Source organism: Streptomyces sp. NPDC051051 (assembly GCF_040682975.1).
In the GTDB taxonomy this organism is placed as follows: Bacteria; Actinomycetota; Actinomycetes; order Streptomycetales; family Streptomycetaceae; genus Streptomyces.
The window spans coordinates 25,851-41,568 of the sequence record NZ_JBFBCB010000058.1 but is presented as its reverse complement, the minus strand read 5'-3'; the positions used below and the strand labels follow the sequence as shown (position 1 = coordinate 41,568).

The following is a 15,718-nucleotide window of genomic DNA, read 5'->3' as shown; positions in this document are numbered from 1 at the left end:
CCGATACTGGTTGTATCGGGGCGATCCCGACAACGCGGCGAGCGTGCGTGCCAGGCGTCGCCGGGCAGACGGGACTTTCGAAACACGCCCTAGGCCCCTTCGACGACCGTCAGCCACAGCTTCACGTACCGCTCCGCGTCCACCTCCAAGCCCACGTCCACCAGGGCCTGTTCGCGGGGGCCGTGGTGGATCTCGGACTCGCCGGGGCGGGGGCGGCGGTCGACGACGGTCTGGCCCCGGGTGGGGCCCGGGGCCAGGCTCACCTCGACCGGGAGCGGTTCGGTGGTCAGGCCGCCGGGGTCGACGACCGCGCAGACCGCGCCCGCGTCGCCGAGGCCGCCCGTGGGGGTGGGGTCGCCCGAGGTCGCCGGGTCGCGGTGGGCGAGGAGTTCGCCCGCCAGGCGCAGGCGGGGCTCCGCACTCGCCCGCAGCCGCTGGACGTCGGCGGCCGGAACCAGGACCCTCTTGAAGACGTCCAGGCCGTACATCGTGATCGGGACCCCGGCCGTGAGCAGGATCGCGGCCGCCTCCGGGTCGTGCCACACGTTGAACTCCGCGACCGCCGTCGCGTTGCCGGCCGCGACCGCGCCGCCCATGAACACGATCCGCTCGATGTTGCCCACCACCTCGGGGTGCGTGCGCAGCAGCAGGGCGATGTTCGTCAGGGGCGCGGTGGGGACGAGGGTCACCGGCTTCGGCGAGGCGAGGATCTCGCGGCGCAGCAGCGTCACCGCGTCCACGTCGACCGGGCGGCGGGTGGGCGCGGGCAGCCCGAGGTCGCCCATCCCGTCCGTCCCGTGCACGTGCCGTGCCGTGCGCACCGGCTCGATCAGCGGGCGCTCGGCCCCCCGCGCCACCGGGATGTCCCCGGCTCCGGCCTGCTCCAGCACGGTCAGGGTGTTGCGGACGACGCCGTCCACGTCGGTGTTCCCGGCCACGCAGGTGATCGCCCGCACGTCCAGTCCCGGATGCCGTACGGCGAACAGCAGGGCCAAGGCGTCGTCGACCCCGGTGTCACAGTCGATGATCACCGGAATGGGCTGACCGGTCACGACGGTGCTCCTCTGCGTGCGGGGTGCGGGGCGGTTACGCCCGTCGATCCTACGCAGCGGGCCACAGTTCGGCCGCGCGGTCCGCGACGCGGGCGGCGACCCGGTCCAGCAGCTCCGCCACCGGCACCGCCCCCGGACGCCTGCCGTCCCGCAGCCGTACGGCCGCAAGCCCGCCGCCGGCCTCCCGCTCCCCGATCACCGCCTGGTACGGCACCAGCCGCGCGGCCCGGATCCGGGCGCCGAGGGTTCCCTCCCCGGGGCCGGACACCTCGGCCCGCAGTCCCCGGGCCACCGCCCGCCGCACGACCTCGTGCGCCCGCTCCTCCTGCGCCTCCGCCACCGGCAGGACCACCAGCTGCCCGGCAGGACCACCAGCTGCACAGGGGCGAGCCAGACCGGGAAGGCGCCGCCGTGCACCTCGACGAGGTGGGCGACGGCCCGTTCCACACTGCCGATGACGCTGCGGTGGACCATCACCGGACGGTGTTTCGCGCCGTCGGGGCCGATGTAGTGCAGGTCGAAGCGTTCGGGCTGGTGGAAGTCGATCTGGACGGTGGACAGGGTGGCCTCGCGGCCCGCCGGGTCGGTGATCTGCACGTCGATCTTCGGGCCGTAGAAGGCGGCCTCGCCCTCGGCCGCCTCGTAGGCGGTGCCGGAGCCGTCCAGGACCTCCCGCAGCAGGGCGGTCGCCCGGCGCCACAGCTCCGGGTCGGCGACGTACTTGCCGCCCTCGCCGGGGAGCGAGAGACGGTACCGGGAGGCGCGGATGCCGAGGTCGGCGTAGGCGCGGGCGATCAGGGCGAGGGCCGCGCGGGCCTCCTCCACGGCCTGCTCCAGGGTGCAGAAGACGTGCGCGTCGTTGAGCTGGATCGCCCGCACGCGGGTCAGCCCGCCGAGGACCCCGGACAGCTCCGCGCGGTACATGCCGCCCAGTTCGGCCATGCGCAGCGGCAGCTCGCGGTGACTGCGGGAGCGGGAGCGGTAGATCAGCGCGTGGTGCGGGCAGAGGCTGGGCCGCAGGACGACCTGCTCCGCGCCCAGGTCCATGGGCGGGAACATGTCGTCGCGGTAGTGGTCCCAGTGACCCGAGATCTCGTACAGCTCGCGCTTGCCGAGCACCGGCGAGTACACGTGCCGGTAGCCGGCGGCGCGCTCGGCCTCACGGACGTACTCCTCCAGGGTGTGGCGCACGATCGCGCCGTCCGGGAGCCAGTAGGGCAGGCCCGCGCCCATCAGCGGGTCGGTGCCGAACAGGTCCAGCTCGCGGCCGAGTCTGCGGTGGTCGCGCATGGTCGTCGCTCCTTGGTGAGGAGGCGAGCACCCGCACGACGAAGCCCCGGGGCACTCGCCCCGGGGCTTCGGACGTTCCGTCCAGTGGTCAGCGCGCCGGGACACTCTCCGGCGTCGTCGTGCGGGACGGGTGGGCGGCGCGCTTCATGCGGCGACCGTAGCAACGGCCCGTACCGGCGGGCGAGCGAATAACCCGCCCGGCGGACGGGCGGGACCGGGCGGGCGCCGACGGGCGGGCGAGCCGGTGGTTAACCCGGACGGACCGCCGCGCTGGTCGGCCGGCGGTGGCGGTGGTGCCGTGGGAGGGAGCACCCCCGCGGTGCCGGGACGGACGCCCTCGGGATCCCGTGCGCCCGCCTCGCGGAACCCGATCCGGTGCGCACCGGCCACTCCAGGAGGCACCCCCGATGACCCGCCGTAGCCTCCTCGCCTCCGTCCTCGCCGTCACCGCCCTGGTCACCGTCACCTCCTGCGCCACCCTCGGACTGGAGCACCCGCCGACCGCCCGGCCCGCCCTGCCCACCGTCGAGAAGTCCGCCCCGGCCCGGCCCAGCGCGCCGGTCGCCTCCCCCGTCCTCACCGACGCGCAGGCGCACGCCGCGCTCATCACGGGCACCGACCTCGGCGAACCCTGGACCCCGACGCGCGGCGCCGCCACCTGGCGGGACGGCATGCTCAAGGCCACCACCCCCACCGCCGACTGCCGGAAACTCCTCGACGGCCTCTACAGCGACGAACTGCTCGGCGCCCCGCCCCGCGCGGTCGTCGCCCTCGACGACGCCGACACCGGCGCCCAGCTCCGCTACCAGGTCAGCGACCGGCGGCCCGCCGACGTGGACCGCACCCTCGCCTGGCTGAAGACCCTGCCGCAGAAGTGCGCCCGCTTCACCGCCAAGGCACCGGACGGCACGGTCCTCGACGCCACCGTCACCGAGCAGCCGCTGCCCGAGGTGGGCGACGTCCGCCAGGGGCTGCGCGTCACCCTCACCGACTGGGACACCGACGGCGACCCCGTCGCGCTCGCCCTCGACGTCGCCGCCGTCCGCGCCGGCCGGGACGCCTTCGCCCTCACCAACGGCGGCCTCACCGACGTCCCCAACGAAGCGACCCAGGCCGCCGTCCAGCTGGGCGTGCAACGCCTCACGCAGGTGCGGAAGCAGGGGCGGGTCCAGGTGTGAGGGGCGGGGCCGGGACCGACGGGTCCCGCCTCAGTCCGGGTCGAAGCGGGTCGTGCCGGCCACGACCTCCTGGGCCACGTCCATGACCATGCGGCCCTCGGCGAAGGCGTGGGCCCGCAGGAGGGCGAGGGCCTCGTCGGGATGGACCCCCCGCTGGGCCATGACCATGCCGACCGCCTGGTGCACGCCCTCGTGGCCGGTGGCCAGCGGGCTCAGCCAGACGCCGTCGCCGTACCGGCCGGCGTCCTCGTCGTGGGGCAGGGCCGTGAGGGCCACCGTCAGCACGTCCGCCACCAGCCGCGCCGTACGGACCTCGTCGGCGGCCAGCTCGCCGGGAACGTCCCGGTAGAGGTCCAGGGTGCCCACGCACACCGCCGGGTCGCCCAGGGGCAGCGCGTACACCGCCCGGACCCCGGCGGCCGCCGCCTGCTGCGCGAAGACCGGCCAGCGCGAGGCGTCCCGGCCCGCCGTGAGGTCGGAGGCGAACACCGGCGCGCCGGTCTCCGCCGCCCACAGACAGGGGCCGTCGCCCAGCGTGGCCTGCACCTCCATCAGGTGCGCGGCCCGCTCGCTGCTCGCGCTCACGGGTACGGGCATCCCCTCGCCGCGCAGTGACACGCTCGCACCGATCACCGGCAGCAGCCGTACCGCCGCGGCGCACAGCCGCTCCGGCACGTCCCGGGGTGCGGCGCCACCCACCTCCTGGGCGATCACCTGCGCCGCCCGTTCCCGGTTCCGGTCGGGCACGGTGATCACCTCCGCCCGCGCGTACGGCTCAGGACTCCCCGTAGCCCGCCGGGTACCGCCCTCACCGGCGCCGGAAACCGGCCCGGCTCAGGCCTTCTCGTACGGGTCCGCGGGCTGCCGCACCCGCGTGACCGTCACCGCGTCGAGGACCGGCGGCCAGGCCGCCTCCGAGCCGAGGGCGCCCTCCGGGTGCCAGACGCCGGTGACGGCGACCCACGTGTCGGCGGGCGGCGCGTCCGCGCCACGGACCTCGGCCTTGCCGGTGGTGGCGTCGGCCGCGCAGCAGGCGACGGCGAGCCGGGTGACGTACCAGGTGCCGCCGTCGCCGCGGGTGACGAAACCGGTCAGCCGGACCGTGCGGCCCGTCAGCGACCGGCCGCTGTCGTAGATCGCGCGGGAGCCGAACTCCCCCACGGTCAGCGTCACCGGGTCCCCGGCGGGCAGCGCCGGGAAGGTCCCCACGCCCTGCGCGGCCCGCCGGGCGGCCTCCCGGCCGGCGCTGTAGGAGCCGAGCGCGGGGGGCGGGAAGAGGAGGAGGGCCAGGGCGGGAAGGGTGAGGAGCCAGGCGACGCGCGGGCCGTGGCCGTGACGGTGCGCCTCCTCGTCGGGCCGGCCGCCGCTCGCCGCCGCCTCCTCGTCGGGCCGGCCGCCGCTCGCCGCCGCCGACACCAGGCCCAGCAGGACCAGCGCCGCCCCGGAGACGATCAGGTACGGCCGCAGCCCCGCCTGCACGTACCGCAGGTACAGCTCGCCGAAGACGGTGATGCGCAGGACCGCCCCGCCGGTGAGCAGGAGCAGGACCGCCGGGCCGTACCGCCTCACAGCAGCCACCACCCGGTGAGCACGCCCGCCCCGACGGCCACCACCCACGTCACGGACGCGAAGCGGACGGCGAAGGCGCGGCCGAAGGTGCCCGCCTGCAACGCGAACAGCTTCAGGTCCACCATCGGTCCGACGACCATGAAGACCAGCCGTGCGGTCGCGGGGAAGGCGCTCAGCGAGGCGGCGACGAAGGCGTCCGCCTCGCTGCACACGCACAGGACGACCGCGAGCAGCGCCAGCAGCAGCACCGACAGCCAGGGCGAACCGGTGAACGGGTCGAGCAGCGCGCGCGGGACGGCGATGTTGAAGCTCGCCGCGGCCGCCGCGCCCAGCACCAGGAAGCCCCCGGCGTGCAGGAAGTCGTGCTGGAGGCCGGCGAGGAAGGCGCGGGCGCCGGTCGCGGGGTGCGGTCCGCCGGCCCGGCGGGGCGGGGTGAGCCACTTCTCCTTCCCGAAGCGCGCCCACAGCCGGCCCATGACGACGGCGGTGCCGAGGGAGGCGAGCAGCCGGGCGAGGACCATCTCGGGCCGGCCGGGGAAGGCGAGGGAGGTGGCGACCAGCACGACGGGGTTGACGGCGGGCGCCGACAGCAGGAAGGCGAGGGCGGCGGCCGGAGCGACCCCGCGCCGCATCAGGCTCCCCGCCACCGGCACCGACGCGCACTCGCAGCCGGGCAGTACGGCCCCGGCCAGACCCGCCACGGGCACGGCCAGGGCCGGGCTGCGGGGCAGCAGGCGCCGCAGCACCCGTTCCGGCACGAACGCGCCGATCGCCGCCGAGACGACCGTACCGAGCAGCAGGAACGGCACGGCCTGCACGACGACGGCCGTGAAGACCGTCCACCAGGCGGCCACGGGCGGGGTGACGAGGTCCAGGGCGAGCGTGGGGCCGAGCACGGACGCGACGGTGGCGACGGCGAGCAGCGCGGTGCCGCCGAGCACCGCGTGCACGAGCGCCCGTACGGCGGTGCGCAGGCCGTCGGCCACCGTCCGCTGTTCCCGCACCGCCGCCCGTCCCGCCGCCGTCCGCCGTACTCCGTCGCGGGCACGCTAGCGGCGCCGCCTGTGCGGGACCCCGGCTTCGGCGGGGAGCGGCCTGTGAGGGCCGGGGACCGGTGGAGGGCCCGCCGCGGGGCCCGCTACAGCGGCGGCTGGGCCGGTGCCGGCCCCAGGGTCGTCGTGCCGGGGGCCGTACGGTGGCCGAGGCCCGTGCGGTAGGCGTCCAGGGCGGCCTCCACCCGGCCGGTACGGCGCAGCAGGTCGCCGAGGAGACGGCACAGGTCGGCGAGGTCACCGGCGGCGCCCGCGCGTTCCAGCAGGCTCAGGGCGCGGACGTAGTGCTCCTCGGCGGCGTCGGTGTCGCGGGCGTCCTCGGCGATGATGCCGAGCAGGCGGTGCGCACCGGCCGCGTGCACGGCGCCGCGCTCCGAGGACAGGTCGCCGAGCACCCCGTGCAGCAGGGCGGCGGCCTCCTCGGACTTCCCGCGACGGTGCAGGACGTCGGCCAGTTCGACGGCGACCTGGCTGATGTAGAGGGTGGCGCGCTGGGCCGAGAGCATTGCCTGTGCCTGCTTCAACTCGTCCTCGGCCCGCTCCAGTTGGTTGTTCTGGGCGGAGACGTAGCCGCGCATCCAGTGGCAGTTGGCGAGTTCGGTGCGCAGCTGGAGCTGACGGTACAGCTCGGCGGCCTTGGCAAGGGAGGCGTCGGCCTCGGCGAGACGGCCCTCGGCGAGGAGGGTGCGGGCCACCGAGCGGTGCATCCGGGCGACGAGGGCGGGATCGCCGGCCTGCGGCGCGAGCGCCAGGGCGAACTCGGCGGCCTGGGCGGCGCGGGCCTGGGCGCCCATGTCCATGTAGGGGCCGATGACGGAGGCGTAGAGCAGCAGCAGCGCGTCGGGGTCGTGCAGGCCGCCGCGGTTCAGCTCGTCGAGGGTGGACTCCAGCAGGTAGACGGCGTAACGGAGTTCACCCGCCAGGTAGTGGGCGACGGCCCGGCCGCGCAGGGCGGGGACGCGGGCCGGGAGCGGCGCGTGCCCCAGGCACCGCTCCGCCCGCTCGAAGTGCCCGCGGGCCGCCTCCAGCTCGCCGGTGTCGATCCCGCACTCCCCGAGCCCCAGCAGGGCGGTGGCCTGCTCCTCGACGAGGCCGTGCTGCTCGGCCTCGTCGAGCAGTTCCGTGAACTGCCGTGCCGCCTGCTCCGCCTCCCCGGTGGCCAGGGCGCGCTGGGCCTCGGTGAGCCGCAGCCGCAGACCGGTGACGAGCCGGGCGGAGCGGCCGGTGGCCAGCTCCTCGAAGTCGACGCCGAGCCGCTCCGCGATGTGCCTGAGCGCCTCGTCGGAAGGCCGCACCCGGCCGGCCTCCAGCGTCGAGACATAGGCGGGGGTGTAGGTCGGCTCGGCCAACTGGCGCTGAGTGAGCCCCCGTTCGACCCGAAGCCGCTGCACCCGGCGTCCGATGACCTCCGGTTCGTCCCGCTCACCTACGGCCCGAATCACCCTCAACTACCCCTGACCCTCTTGCCGTTCGGCTTGCGCAGCCCCTAGGTTAAACGGCGTGTTAAGCATGCTTAATACACGGTTGACGTGACGGCCGCTGCCGTTCCCGCTTTTTGTCCACCGTCCTGTCCACCGTCGCTTTTCGCCCTCAGCCGCCGACGACGTTGCGAGGTTGCCGTGCAGGAACGCACATCCGCACCCTACGGGCGCCCCTCATGGCGATACGCCAGAGCCGTCGCGGCGGCCCTCACAGCCGTGGCGGCCCTCGTCACCGCCGCCAACGCGGTCCCGGCCCGCACCGCGGACACCCCCCAGCTGTCGACCGGCGTGGAGCGCGCCGGCAAGTAGGCGGCGTGGCCCCGGACGGACCCGGCGCCCGGAGGGGTGCCGGGCCGGCCGCCCGGAGGCGGGGCCGGCCCGATGCCCGAAGGCGGCGCGGAGAGTCCCGGGACCGGTCCGGTGGGCCACGCCGGAGAGCCGCGCCTCCCTCCGCCGCTACCCCTGCGTCTGGAGCTGGCGGAGCTGCTCGCGGACGTGGTCCAGGGCGCCCTGCCGGCGGCCCGGTACCCGGCCGCGCAGCTCCGCGAGTGCCGGGCCGAGGTCGCGGGCCCGGTTCCGGTCCGTGATGCGCCCCCACTGGTGGTGGGCCCGGTCCACGGCCGCCTCCACCGGCGCCGCGTCGGCGGGCTGCCCCGCGGCCAGCCGCGCCGCCGCGACCCCCATCCAGGTACGGCAACTGCGCTCGGCGTCCCCCGCGAACATCGCCAGATCGGCCCGCACCTCGGACCAGTGCAGCGCCTCCTCCGACCCGGCCCCGTGTGCGACGAGCGCGGTGTGCTCCAGGCGGGCGGCGAGAGCGTCGGCGGCGGAGTGGTCCCCGGCCTGGACGGCCGCCGTGATGGCGGCGTGGGGGTCGTCCGCCGGCCCGTCCGGCGTGTGAGGACGAGGCGCGTCCGGGGCCGGCGGCGGGGACCCGGGGGCGCCGCCCCCGGGGACGGCGGGAAGGGAAGGGGCGGCGGGGGCGAACCCACCGGGCACACCCACCCCCGTACCCGGCACGGGGCCCGCACCCGGCACGGGGCCCGCACCCCACAGCACCAGATCCCCCACCTCCCCCTCTCCGGCGATCCGCGCCAACGCCGTCTGGTGCAGTTGCTCCGGCCCCGGCCGCCCCCCGCTCCGCAGCACGGTGGCGATCGCCTTCATGTACGTGGGCGCGGCCACCTTCCGCCGCCCAGCCGGAGGCGCGACCCTCCCGTACGCGGCGACCCCCGCCCCGCACTCCAGTCCCCGTCCCCGCAGCCATCCCCAGGTCTCGGCGTCCGCGTGCAGGTCGAGCAGCAGCGTCGTCGTCCCGGGCGCGCGCAACCGCAGTTCCTCACGGAACCAGTGCCAGGGGAAGCCGGTGTAGCGCACGGTCGACGGCGTCGTACGGGCCAGCGCCAGATGCGGCAGCCGCTGCTTGCGGTCGAGCTGGAGCTGCCCGGCGACGAACACGGTCAGCGGTCCGGGCGCCGCCGCGGCGGCCCGCAGCCGGGTCAGCACGGCCTGCGGCTCCAGCGGATCGGCGAGTTCGACGACGTTCGCCGTGTCGGTGCCGGCCAGGACGGCGGGCGGCACGGCCGCCAGCACGGGAAGCACGGACGCCGCGTCCACCAGGCACCCCTTGCCCACGGGTGAGGCCGCGAGCAGCAGCACGGTTCCGGGCATGGTCCCTCCCCCTGTCGATCACGTACGTCAGCACCGTAACCGCTGCTGCTGCAAACGGGGGCCTCAGGTCTGCAAACGTCCCCCTACGGGGCCTTCGTCTGCGTCCGTGCCCCGCTCGTCCCGCCCCTCCGGCCCGCCCTCCGTGCCCCGCGCACCCCGCGCACCCCGCGTGTCCCGTGCGTCCCGCTCGCCCGGCCCGCCCTCCGTGCTCCCCGCGCCCCGCGGCCGTACCGCGAAGATCGTCGTGTCGTCGATGAGACGGCCGCCGCAGTGCCGCAGCGTGCGGTCGCGGACGTAGGCGACCAGGCGGCCGGGGGCGGCGGTGCGCGGATCGCGGGCGAGGCCGTCGGCGACGTCGTCGGCGAGCGGGTAGAAGGCGTCGGCGCGGTCCCGCGCCTCGGTGACGCCGTCGGTGACGAGCAGCAGCGTCTCCTCCGGGCCGACGGCGGCGCGCAGCACCGGCGGAGGGCCGCCGCAGGCGAGTTCGGCGAGGCCGAGGGGGAGTCCGCCGCCGTGCGGCAGCGGCCGTACCCCGCCGCGGCCGACGGCGAGCGGCGCCTCGTGACCGAACACGACGACGTCGACCACCCCGTGCTCCCCCTCGGGGAAGGCCAGCAGGACGGCCGTGGCGAACCGGTCCCCGTCGGCGCGGCCGAGGGCGACGGTGTGGGCGCGGTGGCGCCGCATCCGGGTCTCCAGCCGGTCGGCGACCGTCGCCAGGTCCGCCTCGTGGTAGGCGGCCTCCCGGAAGGTGCCGAGGAGGGCCGCCGCCGCCTCCACCGCGCCCAGCCCCTTGCCCTGGACGTCGCCGAGGAGGACGCGGGTGCCGTGCGGTCCGGGCTGGATGTCGTAGAAGTCGCCGCCCACGCGCGCGTCGGCGTCGGCGGCGAGGTAGACCGCGGCGTGGTCGAGGCCGCCCCAGCCGGGCGGCAGCGGCCGCAGCACCGTACGGCGGGTGGTGTCGGCGATGTGCCGCATGTGCAGCATCCGCCGCTCGCCGCGCACCCGGAGCGCGGCGGCCAGGACGGAGAGGGCCCCGCCGACCAGGACGAGGACGAAGTCGCCCGCGCCCTCGCGGTACTCGGCGGGCCAGGCGGAGTCCGCGCCCACGTAGGTGACGAGCGCCAGGACGGCGAAGAGGGCCGTCGTCCGCACCCCGCACAGGACGGCGGCCAGCGCGGCGACGAACACGCACCAGGAGACGACGCGGAACTCACCGCTGGTGGTCAGGTCGACGACGGCGATGACGACCAGCGTCAGCAGCGGCACCAGCCAGGTGACGCTGTGGCCGCGGAACTGCAGCAGCTTCTGCCGCTCCAGCGCGTCCCGGCGCCCGGCGCGCGGGTGGCGGGCGAGCAGTCCCTGGCCCCCTCGGTCGCTCACCGCCTCAGCGAAACACGCCCGCGCGGGCGCCGCACCCCGGCCCGCACCGCACGGGAGGCGCCTCCCACCGACTTGCCGCCGCCCCCGCCGAGGTGTGCCCTGGAAGCGGGGGACCAGCAGAGAGGAGTGCTCCCATGGCTCATGCGGCACCCACACCGGGCATGCGCACGCCGGCCCTGACCGGGCCCCGGGCGGGCGGCCCGCCCGACGTCTTCGGCGAACGGACCCACGCGGTCATGAAGTGGGCGGTGCCCGTCGCGCTCGGGCTGGTCTACGGCTACTGGGCCGCGGCGAACCGGCGCAGCGGCGGGCCGATCACCGGCTGGAACGTCCTGTTCGGCCTCGTGGCCGCGCTCGTGTTCATCGCGCTGTACGTCGCCGTCCGCGCCGTGGCCCCGGGGCTGCGCCGCGAAGTGCACGCCCTGCTGTGGGCGGCGTTCGCCGGCTGCGCGACCGGATTCCTCGTCAACCAGAGCGGATCGAGCACGCTGTACTCCGCGGGCGTCTCGCTCGCGGTCGCGGCGGGCTTCTTCGCGGTGATGTTCTACCGCTACTACACGCACGAGGACGCGGAGGGGCACCGCATCGGATAGCCACCCGTCCCCTGCCGCACGTGGGCCCCGGCGGTTCTCGCCGGGGCCCACGTCTTCCCTCATCCCTCCACTCACCGGACGAGCGGGACCCACACCCACTCCTCCGGCGAGGCTCCGGTGGCGCCTCCGGCGGCGCTTCCCCCGTCGCTTCCGGTGGCGCTCCCCTTGACGCTCCCTGTGGCGCTGAAGCTCCACGAGCCCGAGAAGCTGAAGCTGAAGCCGACGGAGCCGGATCCGGTGACGCTCCACGGCTCGTCGTCCCAGGCGTCGTTCCAGTTGGCCCAGTCGTCGTCCTTCCAGCGCGGGCAGGGGTCGGCGCAGTCGGGCACCCGCTCGCCGCCGGTGGACACGAAGGCGGCGCCGGCCCAGGCCCGCGCGCCGGCCAGCCAGTACCAGTGCGCGTCGCCGTTGACGCTCTGCCCCAGCACCCGGCACTCCACCAGGTCCCGGCTGCCCGGCGCGAGCGTGCCGGCGGAGGGCGCGTGCGTGGTGGGTGCCTGCCGCAGGGTCAGGTCGGTGCGGGAGGTGACGGTGCCTCGGACGGCACCGGAACCGCTGTGTCGTGTCGCCGAGGCTTCGGTGGAGGTCGACGGAGCCGCCGCCGCCGTGGTGCCGAGCGCCGCCGCGGCGAAGGTGCCACCGGTGAGCAGGGCCACGGTCAGAGTCCGCAGGGCTGGTGTCCGCAGGGCTGGTGTCCGCGGGGCGGTCGTCCGCTGGGCGGGTGTCCGCAAGGCCGGAGTGATGCGCATGATCGCCTCCTTCTCCCCAGATCCATGAGACACCCGTTCGGGTGATCGCTCCACCGGAGGGCGGAATCCCCAGGTCCGGCCGAGGGCCACCCGAGCGGCCGTACCCGTCCCGCGGCGGCCCACCCGAGTGGCCGCCCCCGCTCGCGCGTCCGGCGCGCACGGCCTTGCCTGGAGGCGTGTCCCGACGTCTGCGGACCGCCGTGTCGGCCGCCCTCATCGCCCTGTCCTGCCTCCTGATGCCCTTCGGCGCACTGGCGGCCTGGGCGGCGTACGGCCTCGCGGACACCGGCCGCTACGTCACCGCCATGGCGCCGCTCGCCGCCGACCCGGCCGTACGGGACGCCGTGGTCGACACGGTCGGCGACGGCATCCTGAGCAGGGCGGCCGCCGAACGCGGCCCGCTGCGCCCCGAGATCACCCCCTTCGTGCACGACGCGCTGCGCTCCTTCACCCGCACCCGCGCCTACCGCACCGCGTGGGACGCGGGCAACGAGGCCGCGCACAGCGCCGTGATGTCGGCCCTGCACGACGACCGCGACCGCGACGTCACCGTCGACCTGGCCCCGGTGGCCACCCGCGTCCGCGCCCGACTGGCCGCCGACCACGTGGCGTTCGCCGACCAGGTCCCGCTCGCGCACACCCGCGTCGCACTGCTCCCGGCCGATGAGCTGACCACCCTCCGGAAGGGCTACCGCGTGCTCGACCTCGCCGGTTTCTGGCTGCCCCTCGCCGCCGTCGCCCTCGCCGTGACCGGCATCGCCGTCGCGGCCTGCCGCCGCCGCGCCCTCACCGCGGCGGCGCTGGGCACGGCGCTGGGCGGCGCGTTCCTCGGCCTCGCGATCGCCGTCGCCCGCCACCTCACCCTCACGGGCCTGGTCGACGGGGCCGGCCGTCCCGCCGCGGCCGCCGTCTACGACGCCCTCACCGCCACCCTGCGCACCGCGTCCTGGTTCCTGCTGGGCGTGGGTCTGACGGTGGCGGCGGGGGTGTGGCTCACGCGGTACGTGCGGGTGGGACGCCTGGTCCGCCGACGCCGGGTGACGGCTCCGGCGGCCCCGCTGCGATCCGGGCCAGTCGCCGCAGCGCCCACTCCAACTCCCCCTCCGCCGCGGACGCCAGGCCGAGTCTGACCGCGTCCGGGGTGCGGTGCGGGTCGACGGTGAAGGCGGTGCCGGGGGTGACGGCGATGCCGTGCGCGGCGGCGGCGGCCGTGAAGGTGTCCGCCCGCCACGGCGGGGGCAGCTCCCACCAGGCGAAGTAGGCGTGCGGATCGGTCCGTACGGCGAACGCGCCCAGGTGGGCCGCGAGGATCCGCTGGCGCCGGGCGGCGTCCGCCCGCTTCGCCGCCACCAGCCGCTCCACCGTCCCGTCCCCGGCCCACCGCACGGCCGCCTCCAGCGCGAACCGCCCCGCGCTCCACCCCCCGGACCGCACGGCGGCGGCCACCGCGTCCACCCGGTCCGGCGGTACGACGAGGAAACCGGCCGTCAGCCCCGGCGCGACCCGCTTGGACAGGCCGTCGACGACGTGGGTCAGACCGGGCGCGTGGACGGCGATCGGGGTGGCGTCCGGCCGGAGGAAGGACCAGACGCGGTCCTCGACGATCGGCAGCGCCAACTCCAGCGCGGCAAGGGCGAGTTCCCACCTCCGGCGCTCGCTCGTGGTCAGCGAGGTCGGGTTGTGCAGGACCGGCTGGACGTACAGGGCGGCGAGGGGAGCGGCCCGGTGCGCGGCGCGCAGGGCGTCCGGCCGCAGCCCCTCGCCGTCGCCGCCGATCGGCACGAGCACGATCCCCAGCCGGGCGGCGATCTCCTTGACCAGCGGATACGTCAGCTCCTCCACACCGACGCGGCCACCCGGCCGGACCAGGGAGGCGAGCGCGGCGGCGACGGCCTGGCGGGCGTTGCCCGTGAACAGGAGCTGTGCGGGCTCGGGGCGCCAGCCGGGGACGGTGAGCAGCCGGGCCGCCGCGGCGCGGGCGGCGGCGGTGCCGTCGGCCGCGGCGGTGCGCATCGCCCCGGTCAGCACGTCGGCCCGCAGCAGCGGCGCGAGGCCGGCCGCGAGCAGCTCGGACTGGCCGGGTGCGGTGGGGTAGTTGAGTTCCAGGTTGACCGGCGCGGCCGTGGCCGGTTCGACCAGGGCGCGCCCCTGGGGGGCGGGCGGCGCGGCCCGCACGAAGGTGCCCCGGCCGACCTCGCCCACCACCAGCCCGCGCCGCACGAGTTCGCCGTAGACCCGCCCGGCCGTCGAGGGGGCGATCCGGTGCGTGCGCGCGAACCGCCGCTGCGGCGGCAGCCGTTGGCCCGGCACCAGCCGTCCGCACGCGATGTCGTCGGCGAGGCGATCGGCGATCGCCCGGTAGTCGCTCACGGCCACTCCCCACCCCTCGGCCCCACCCCTCGGCTTCAGCCCTCGACATTGCACCGAGAGCAAAGATCTTATTGCACCGAGGAGTTGGGCGAACCTAGGGTCGACGCATGGCACCCTTCCTCGCACACGAGGACAAAGGCACGGATACCGCCGGACGTATCCCCCTGGTCCTCGTCCACGGCCACCCCTTCGACCGCACGATGTGGGCCCCGCAACTGGAGGCCTTCGCCCCCACCCGCCGCGTCATCGCCCCCGACCTGCGCGGTTACGGCGCCTCCCCGGTCACCCCCGGCACCACGCCCCTCTCCCGCTTCGCCGAGGACGTCGAGGACCTCCTCGACGACCTGGAGGTGGAGGCCTTCGTCCTCGCCGGGCTGTCGATGGGCGGCCAGATCGCGATGGAGTGCTGGGCCCGCCTCGGCGACCGGGTCCGGGGCCTGGTCCTCGCCGACACCTTCGCCGAACCCGAGACCCCCGCCGGCCGGACCGCCCGCAACGCCCTCGCCGACCGCCTCCTCACCGAGGGCATGCGCGGCTACGCCGACGAGGTCCTCCTGAAGATGGTCGCCCCGCACGCCCCGCCCCCCGTCAAGGCCCACGTCCACCGCATGATGACGTCCGCGCCCCCCGAGGGCGCCGCGGCGGCCCTGCGCGGCCGGGCCGAACGGCCCGACTACCGCCCGCTGCTCCGCCGCGTCACCGCCCCCGCCCTCGTCGTCGTCGGCGCGGACGACGAGTTCACCCCCGTCCGCGACGCGGAGACCCTGCACGCCCTCCTCCCCGACTCGGCCCTGCGGGTGATCGACGGCTGCGGCCACCTGCCGAACCTGGAGCGCCCGGCCGAGTTCGACGCGGCGCTGGCGGAATTCCTGGCGCGGGTGGACGGGGACGGACACGGCAGCCGGCACGGCGGGTGACACGCCCGGCGGGACGGCAAACCCTTGGCCCGCCGGCCGTCCCTCCCTCTACCGTCGTCTCATGAGCAGCACGACGACAACGACCCTCTGGCGGCCCACCGGCCCGGAGGAACTGGCCCTGGTCGAGGCCTCCGGGTGGCGGGGATGGCCGCCGCGCCTGCCCGAACAGCCGATCTTCTACCCCGTGCTGAACGAGGACTACGCGATCCGCATCGCCCGCGGCTGGAACGTCCCCGCCTCCGGCGTCGGTTACGTGACGCGGTTCGAGGTGGAGAGCGACTTCCTCGCCCGGTATCCGGTGCGGCGGGCCGGCGGGGCGACCATCCTCGAACTCTGGGTACCGGCGGAGGAACTGGATGAGTTCAACGCGCACATCGTCGGGACCATCGACGTCGTACGGGAGTTCCGCTGAC

13 protein-coding genes and 2 pseudogenes are annotated in these 15,718 nt (G+C 76.0%); 5 read left to right on the top strand and 10 right to left on the bottom strand.

All coding sequences use genetic code 11. The features are described 5' to 3' along the window. Window positions 1–89: 89 nt before the first annotated feature. Window positions 90–1,052 carry a nucleoside hydrolase gene (locus tag AB0N31_RS31370; protein ID WP_366061857.1) on the bottom strand — a complete coding sequence of 321 codons (963 nt, stop codon included), beginning with the start codon at window positions 1,050–1,052 and terminating at the stop codon, window positions 90–92. A 49-nt stretch (window positions 1,053–1,101) separates the two neighbouring features. Beyond that, window positions 1,102–2,342, bottom strand: a pseudogene (gene thrS / locus AB0N31_RS31365) (threonine--tRNA ligase). 407 nt (window positions 2,343–2,749) lie between these two features. Here thrS and AB0N31_RS31360 point away from each other — a divergent pair. Further along, the gene (locus AB0N31_RS31360) at window positions 2,750–3,520 is read left to right on the top strand and encodes a hypothetical protein (RefSeq protein ID WP_366061856.1); all 771 of its coding nucleotides are present in this window, start codon (window positions 2,750–2,752) and stop codon (window positions 3,518–3,520) included. Window positions 3,521–3,550: 30 nt separating this feature from the next. Here AB0N31_RS31360 and AB0N31_RS31355 read toward each other — a convergent pair whose 3' ends face one another. The 6 genes from AB0N31_RS31355 to AB0N31_RS31330 all read right to left on the bottom strand — a co-directional run bounded on the left by AB0N31_RS31355 (window position 3,551) and on the right by AB0N31_RS31330 (window position 10,676). Then, window positions 3,551–4,273 carry a GAF and ANTAR domain-containing protein gene (locus AB0N31_RS31355; protein ID WP_366061861.1) on the bottom strand — a complete coding sequence of 241 codons (723 nt, stop codon included), beginning with the start codon at window positions 4,271–4,273 and terminating at the stop codon, window positions 3,551–3,553. A gap of 81 nt (window positions 4,274–4,354) precedes the next feature. Continuing rightward, window positions 4,355–5,089 (bottom strand): TIGR03943 family protein, encoded by a 735-nt coding sequence (locus AB0N31_RS31350; protein ID WP_366061860.1) that lies wholly within the window; start codon window positions 5,087–5,089, stop codon window positions 4,355–4,357. Then, window positions 5,086–6,093: a permease gene (locus AB0N31_RS31345; RefSeq protein WP_366061855.1), complete on the bottom strand. Its 1,008-nt coding sequence runs from the start codon at window positions 6,091–6,093 to the stop codon at window positions 5,086–5,088. Before AB0N31_RS31345 ends, AB0N31_RS31350 begins: the two co-directional genes overlap by 4 nt. Window positions 6,094–6,227: 134 nt before the next feature. Continuing rightward, window positions 6,228–7,580 (bottom strand): helix-turn-helix transcriptional regulator, encoded by a 1,353-nt coding sequence (locus tag AB0N31_RS31340; RefSeq protein WP_366061859.1) that lies wholly within the window; start codon window positions 7,578–7,580, stop codon window positions 6,228–6,230. 498 nt (window positions 7,581–8,078) lie between these two features. Further along, window positions 8,079–9,293, bottom strand: a complete 1,215-nt coding sequence (locus AB0N31_RS31335; RefSeq protein WP_366061854.1) for a hypothetical protein — start codon at window positions 9,291–9,293, stop codon at window positions 8,079–8,081. A 63-nt stretch (window positions 9,294–9,356) separates the two neighbouring features. Continuing rightward, a complete protein-coding gene (locus tag AB0N31_RS31330) occupies window positions 9,357–10,676 on the bottom strand; it encodes a PP2C family protein-serine/threonine phosphatase (protein WP_366061853.1) in 1,320 nt (439 codons plus the stop codon). A gap of 134 nt (window positions 10,677–10,810) precedes the next feature. On the opposite strand from AB0N31_RS31330, the gene AB0N31_RS31325 reads away from it, so the two are divergent. Beyond that, on the top strand, window positions 10,811–11,269 hold the full coding sequence (locus AB0N31_RS31325) for a hypothetical protein (RefSeq protein ID WP_366061852.1): 459 nt from the start codon (window positions 10,811–10,813) through the stop codon (window positions 11,267–11,269). Window positions 11,270–11,340: 71 nt separating this feature from the next. On the opposite strand, the gene AB0N31_RS31320 is transcribed toward AB0N31_RS31325, so the two are convergent. After that, complete coding sequence (locus tag AB0N31_RS31320; protein ID WP_366061851.1) at window positions 11,341–12,018, bottom strand: SH3 domain-containing protein; 678 nt, start codon at window positions 12,016–12,018, stop codon at window positions 11,341–11,343. 176 nt (window positions 12,019–12,194) lie between these two features. Here AB0N31_RS31320 and AB0N31_RS31315 point away from each other — a divergent pair. Further along, window positions 12,195–13,052, top strand: a pseudogene (locus AB0N31_RS31315) (hypothetical protein); the annotation flags it as partial. Here the strand turns inward: AB0N31_RS31315 and AB0N31_RS31310 are convergent. Continuing rightward, a complete protein-coding gene (locus AB0N31_RS31310; protein ID WP_366061849.1) occupies window positions 13,012–14,388 on the bottom strand; it encodes a PLP-dependent aminotransferase family protein in 1,377 nt (458 codons plus the stop codon). The pseudogene AB0N31_RS31315 and the gene AB0N31_RS31310 sit on opposite strands and share 41 nt — an antisense overlap. 107 nt (window positions 14,389–14,495) lie before the next feature. Between AB0N31_RS31310 and AB0N31_RS31305 the strand changes: the two genes are divergently transcribed. Both AB0N31_RS31305 and AB0N31_RS31300 read left to right on the top strand, forming a co-directional pair. After that, a complete protein-coding gene (locus AB0N31_RS31305; RefSeq protein WP_366061847.1) occupies window positions 14,496–15,305 on the top strand; it encodes an alpha/beta hydrolase in 810 nt (269 codons plus the stop codon). 61 nt (window positions 15,306–15,366) lie between these two features. Further along, entirely contained in the window at window positions 15,367–15,717 is a 351-nt protein-coding gene (locus tag AB0N31_RS31300; protein WP_366061846.1) for a hypothetical protein, read from the top strand. Window position 15,718 lies beyond the last annotated feature (1 nt).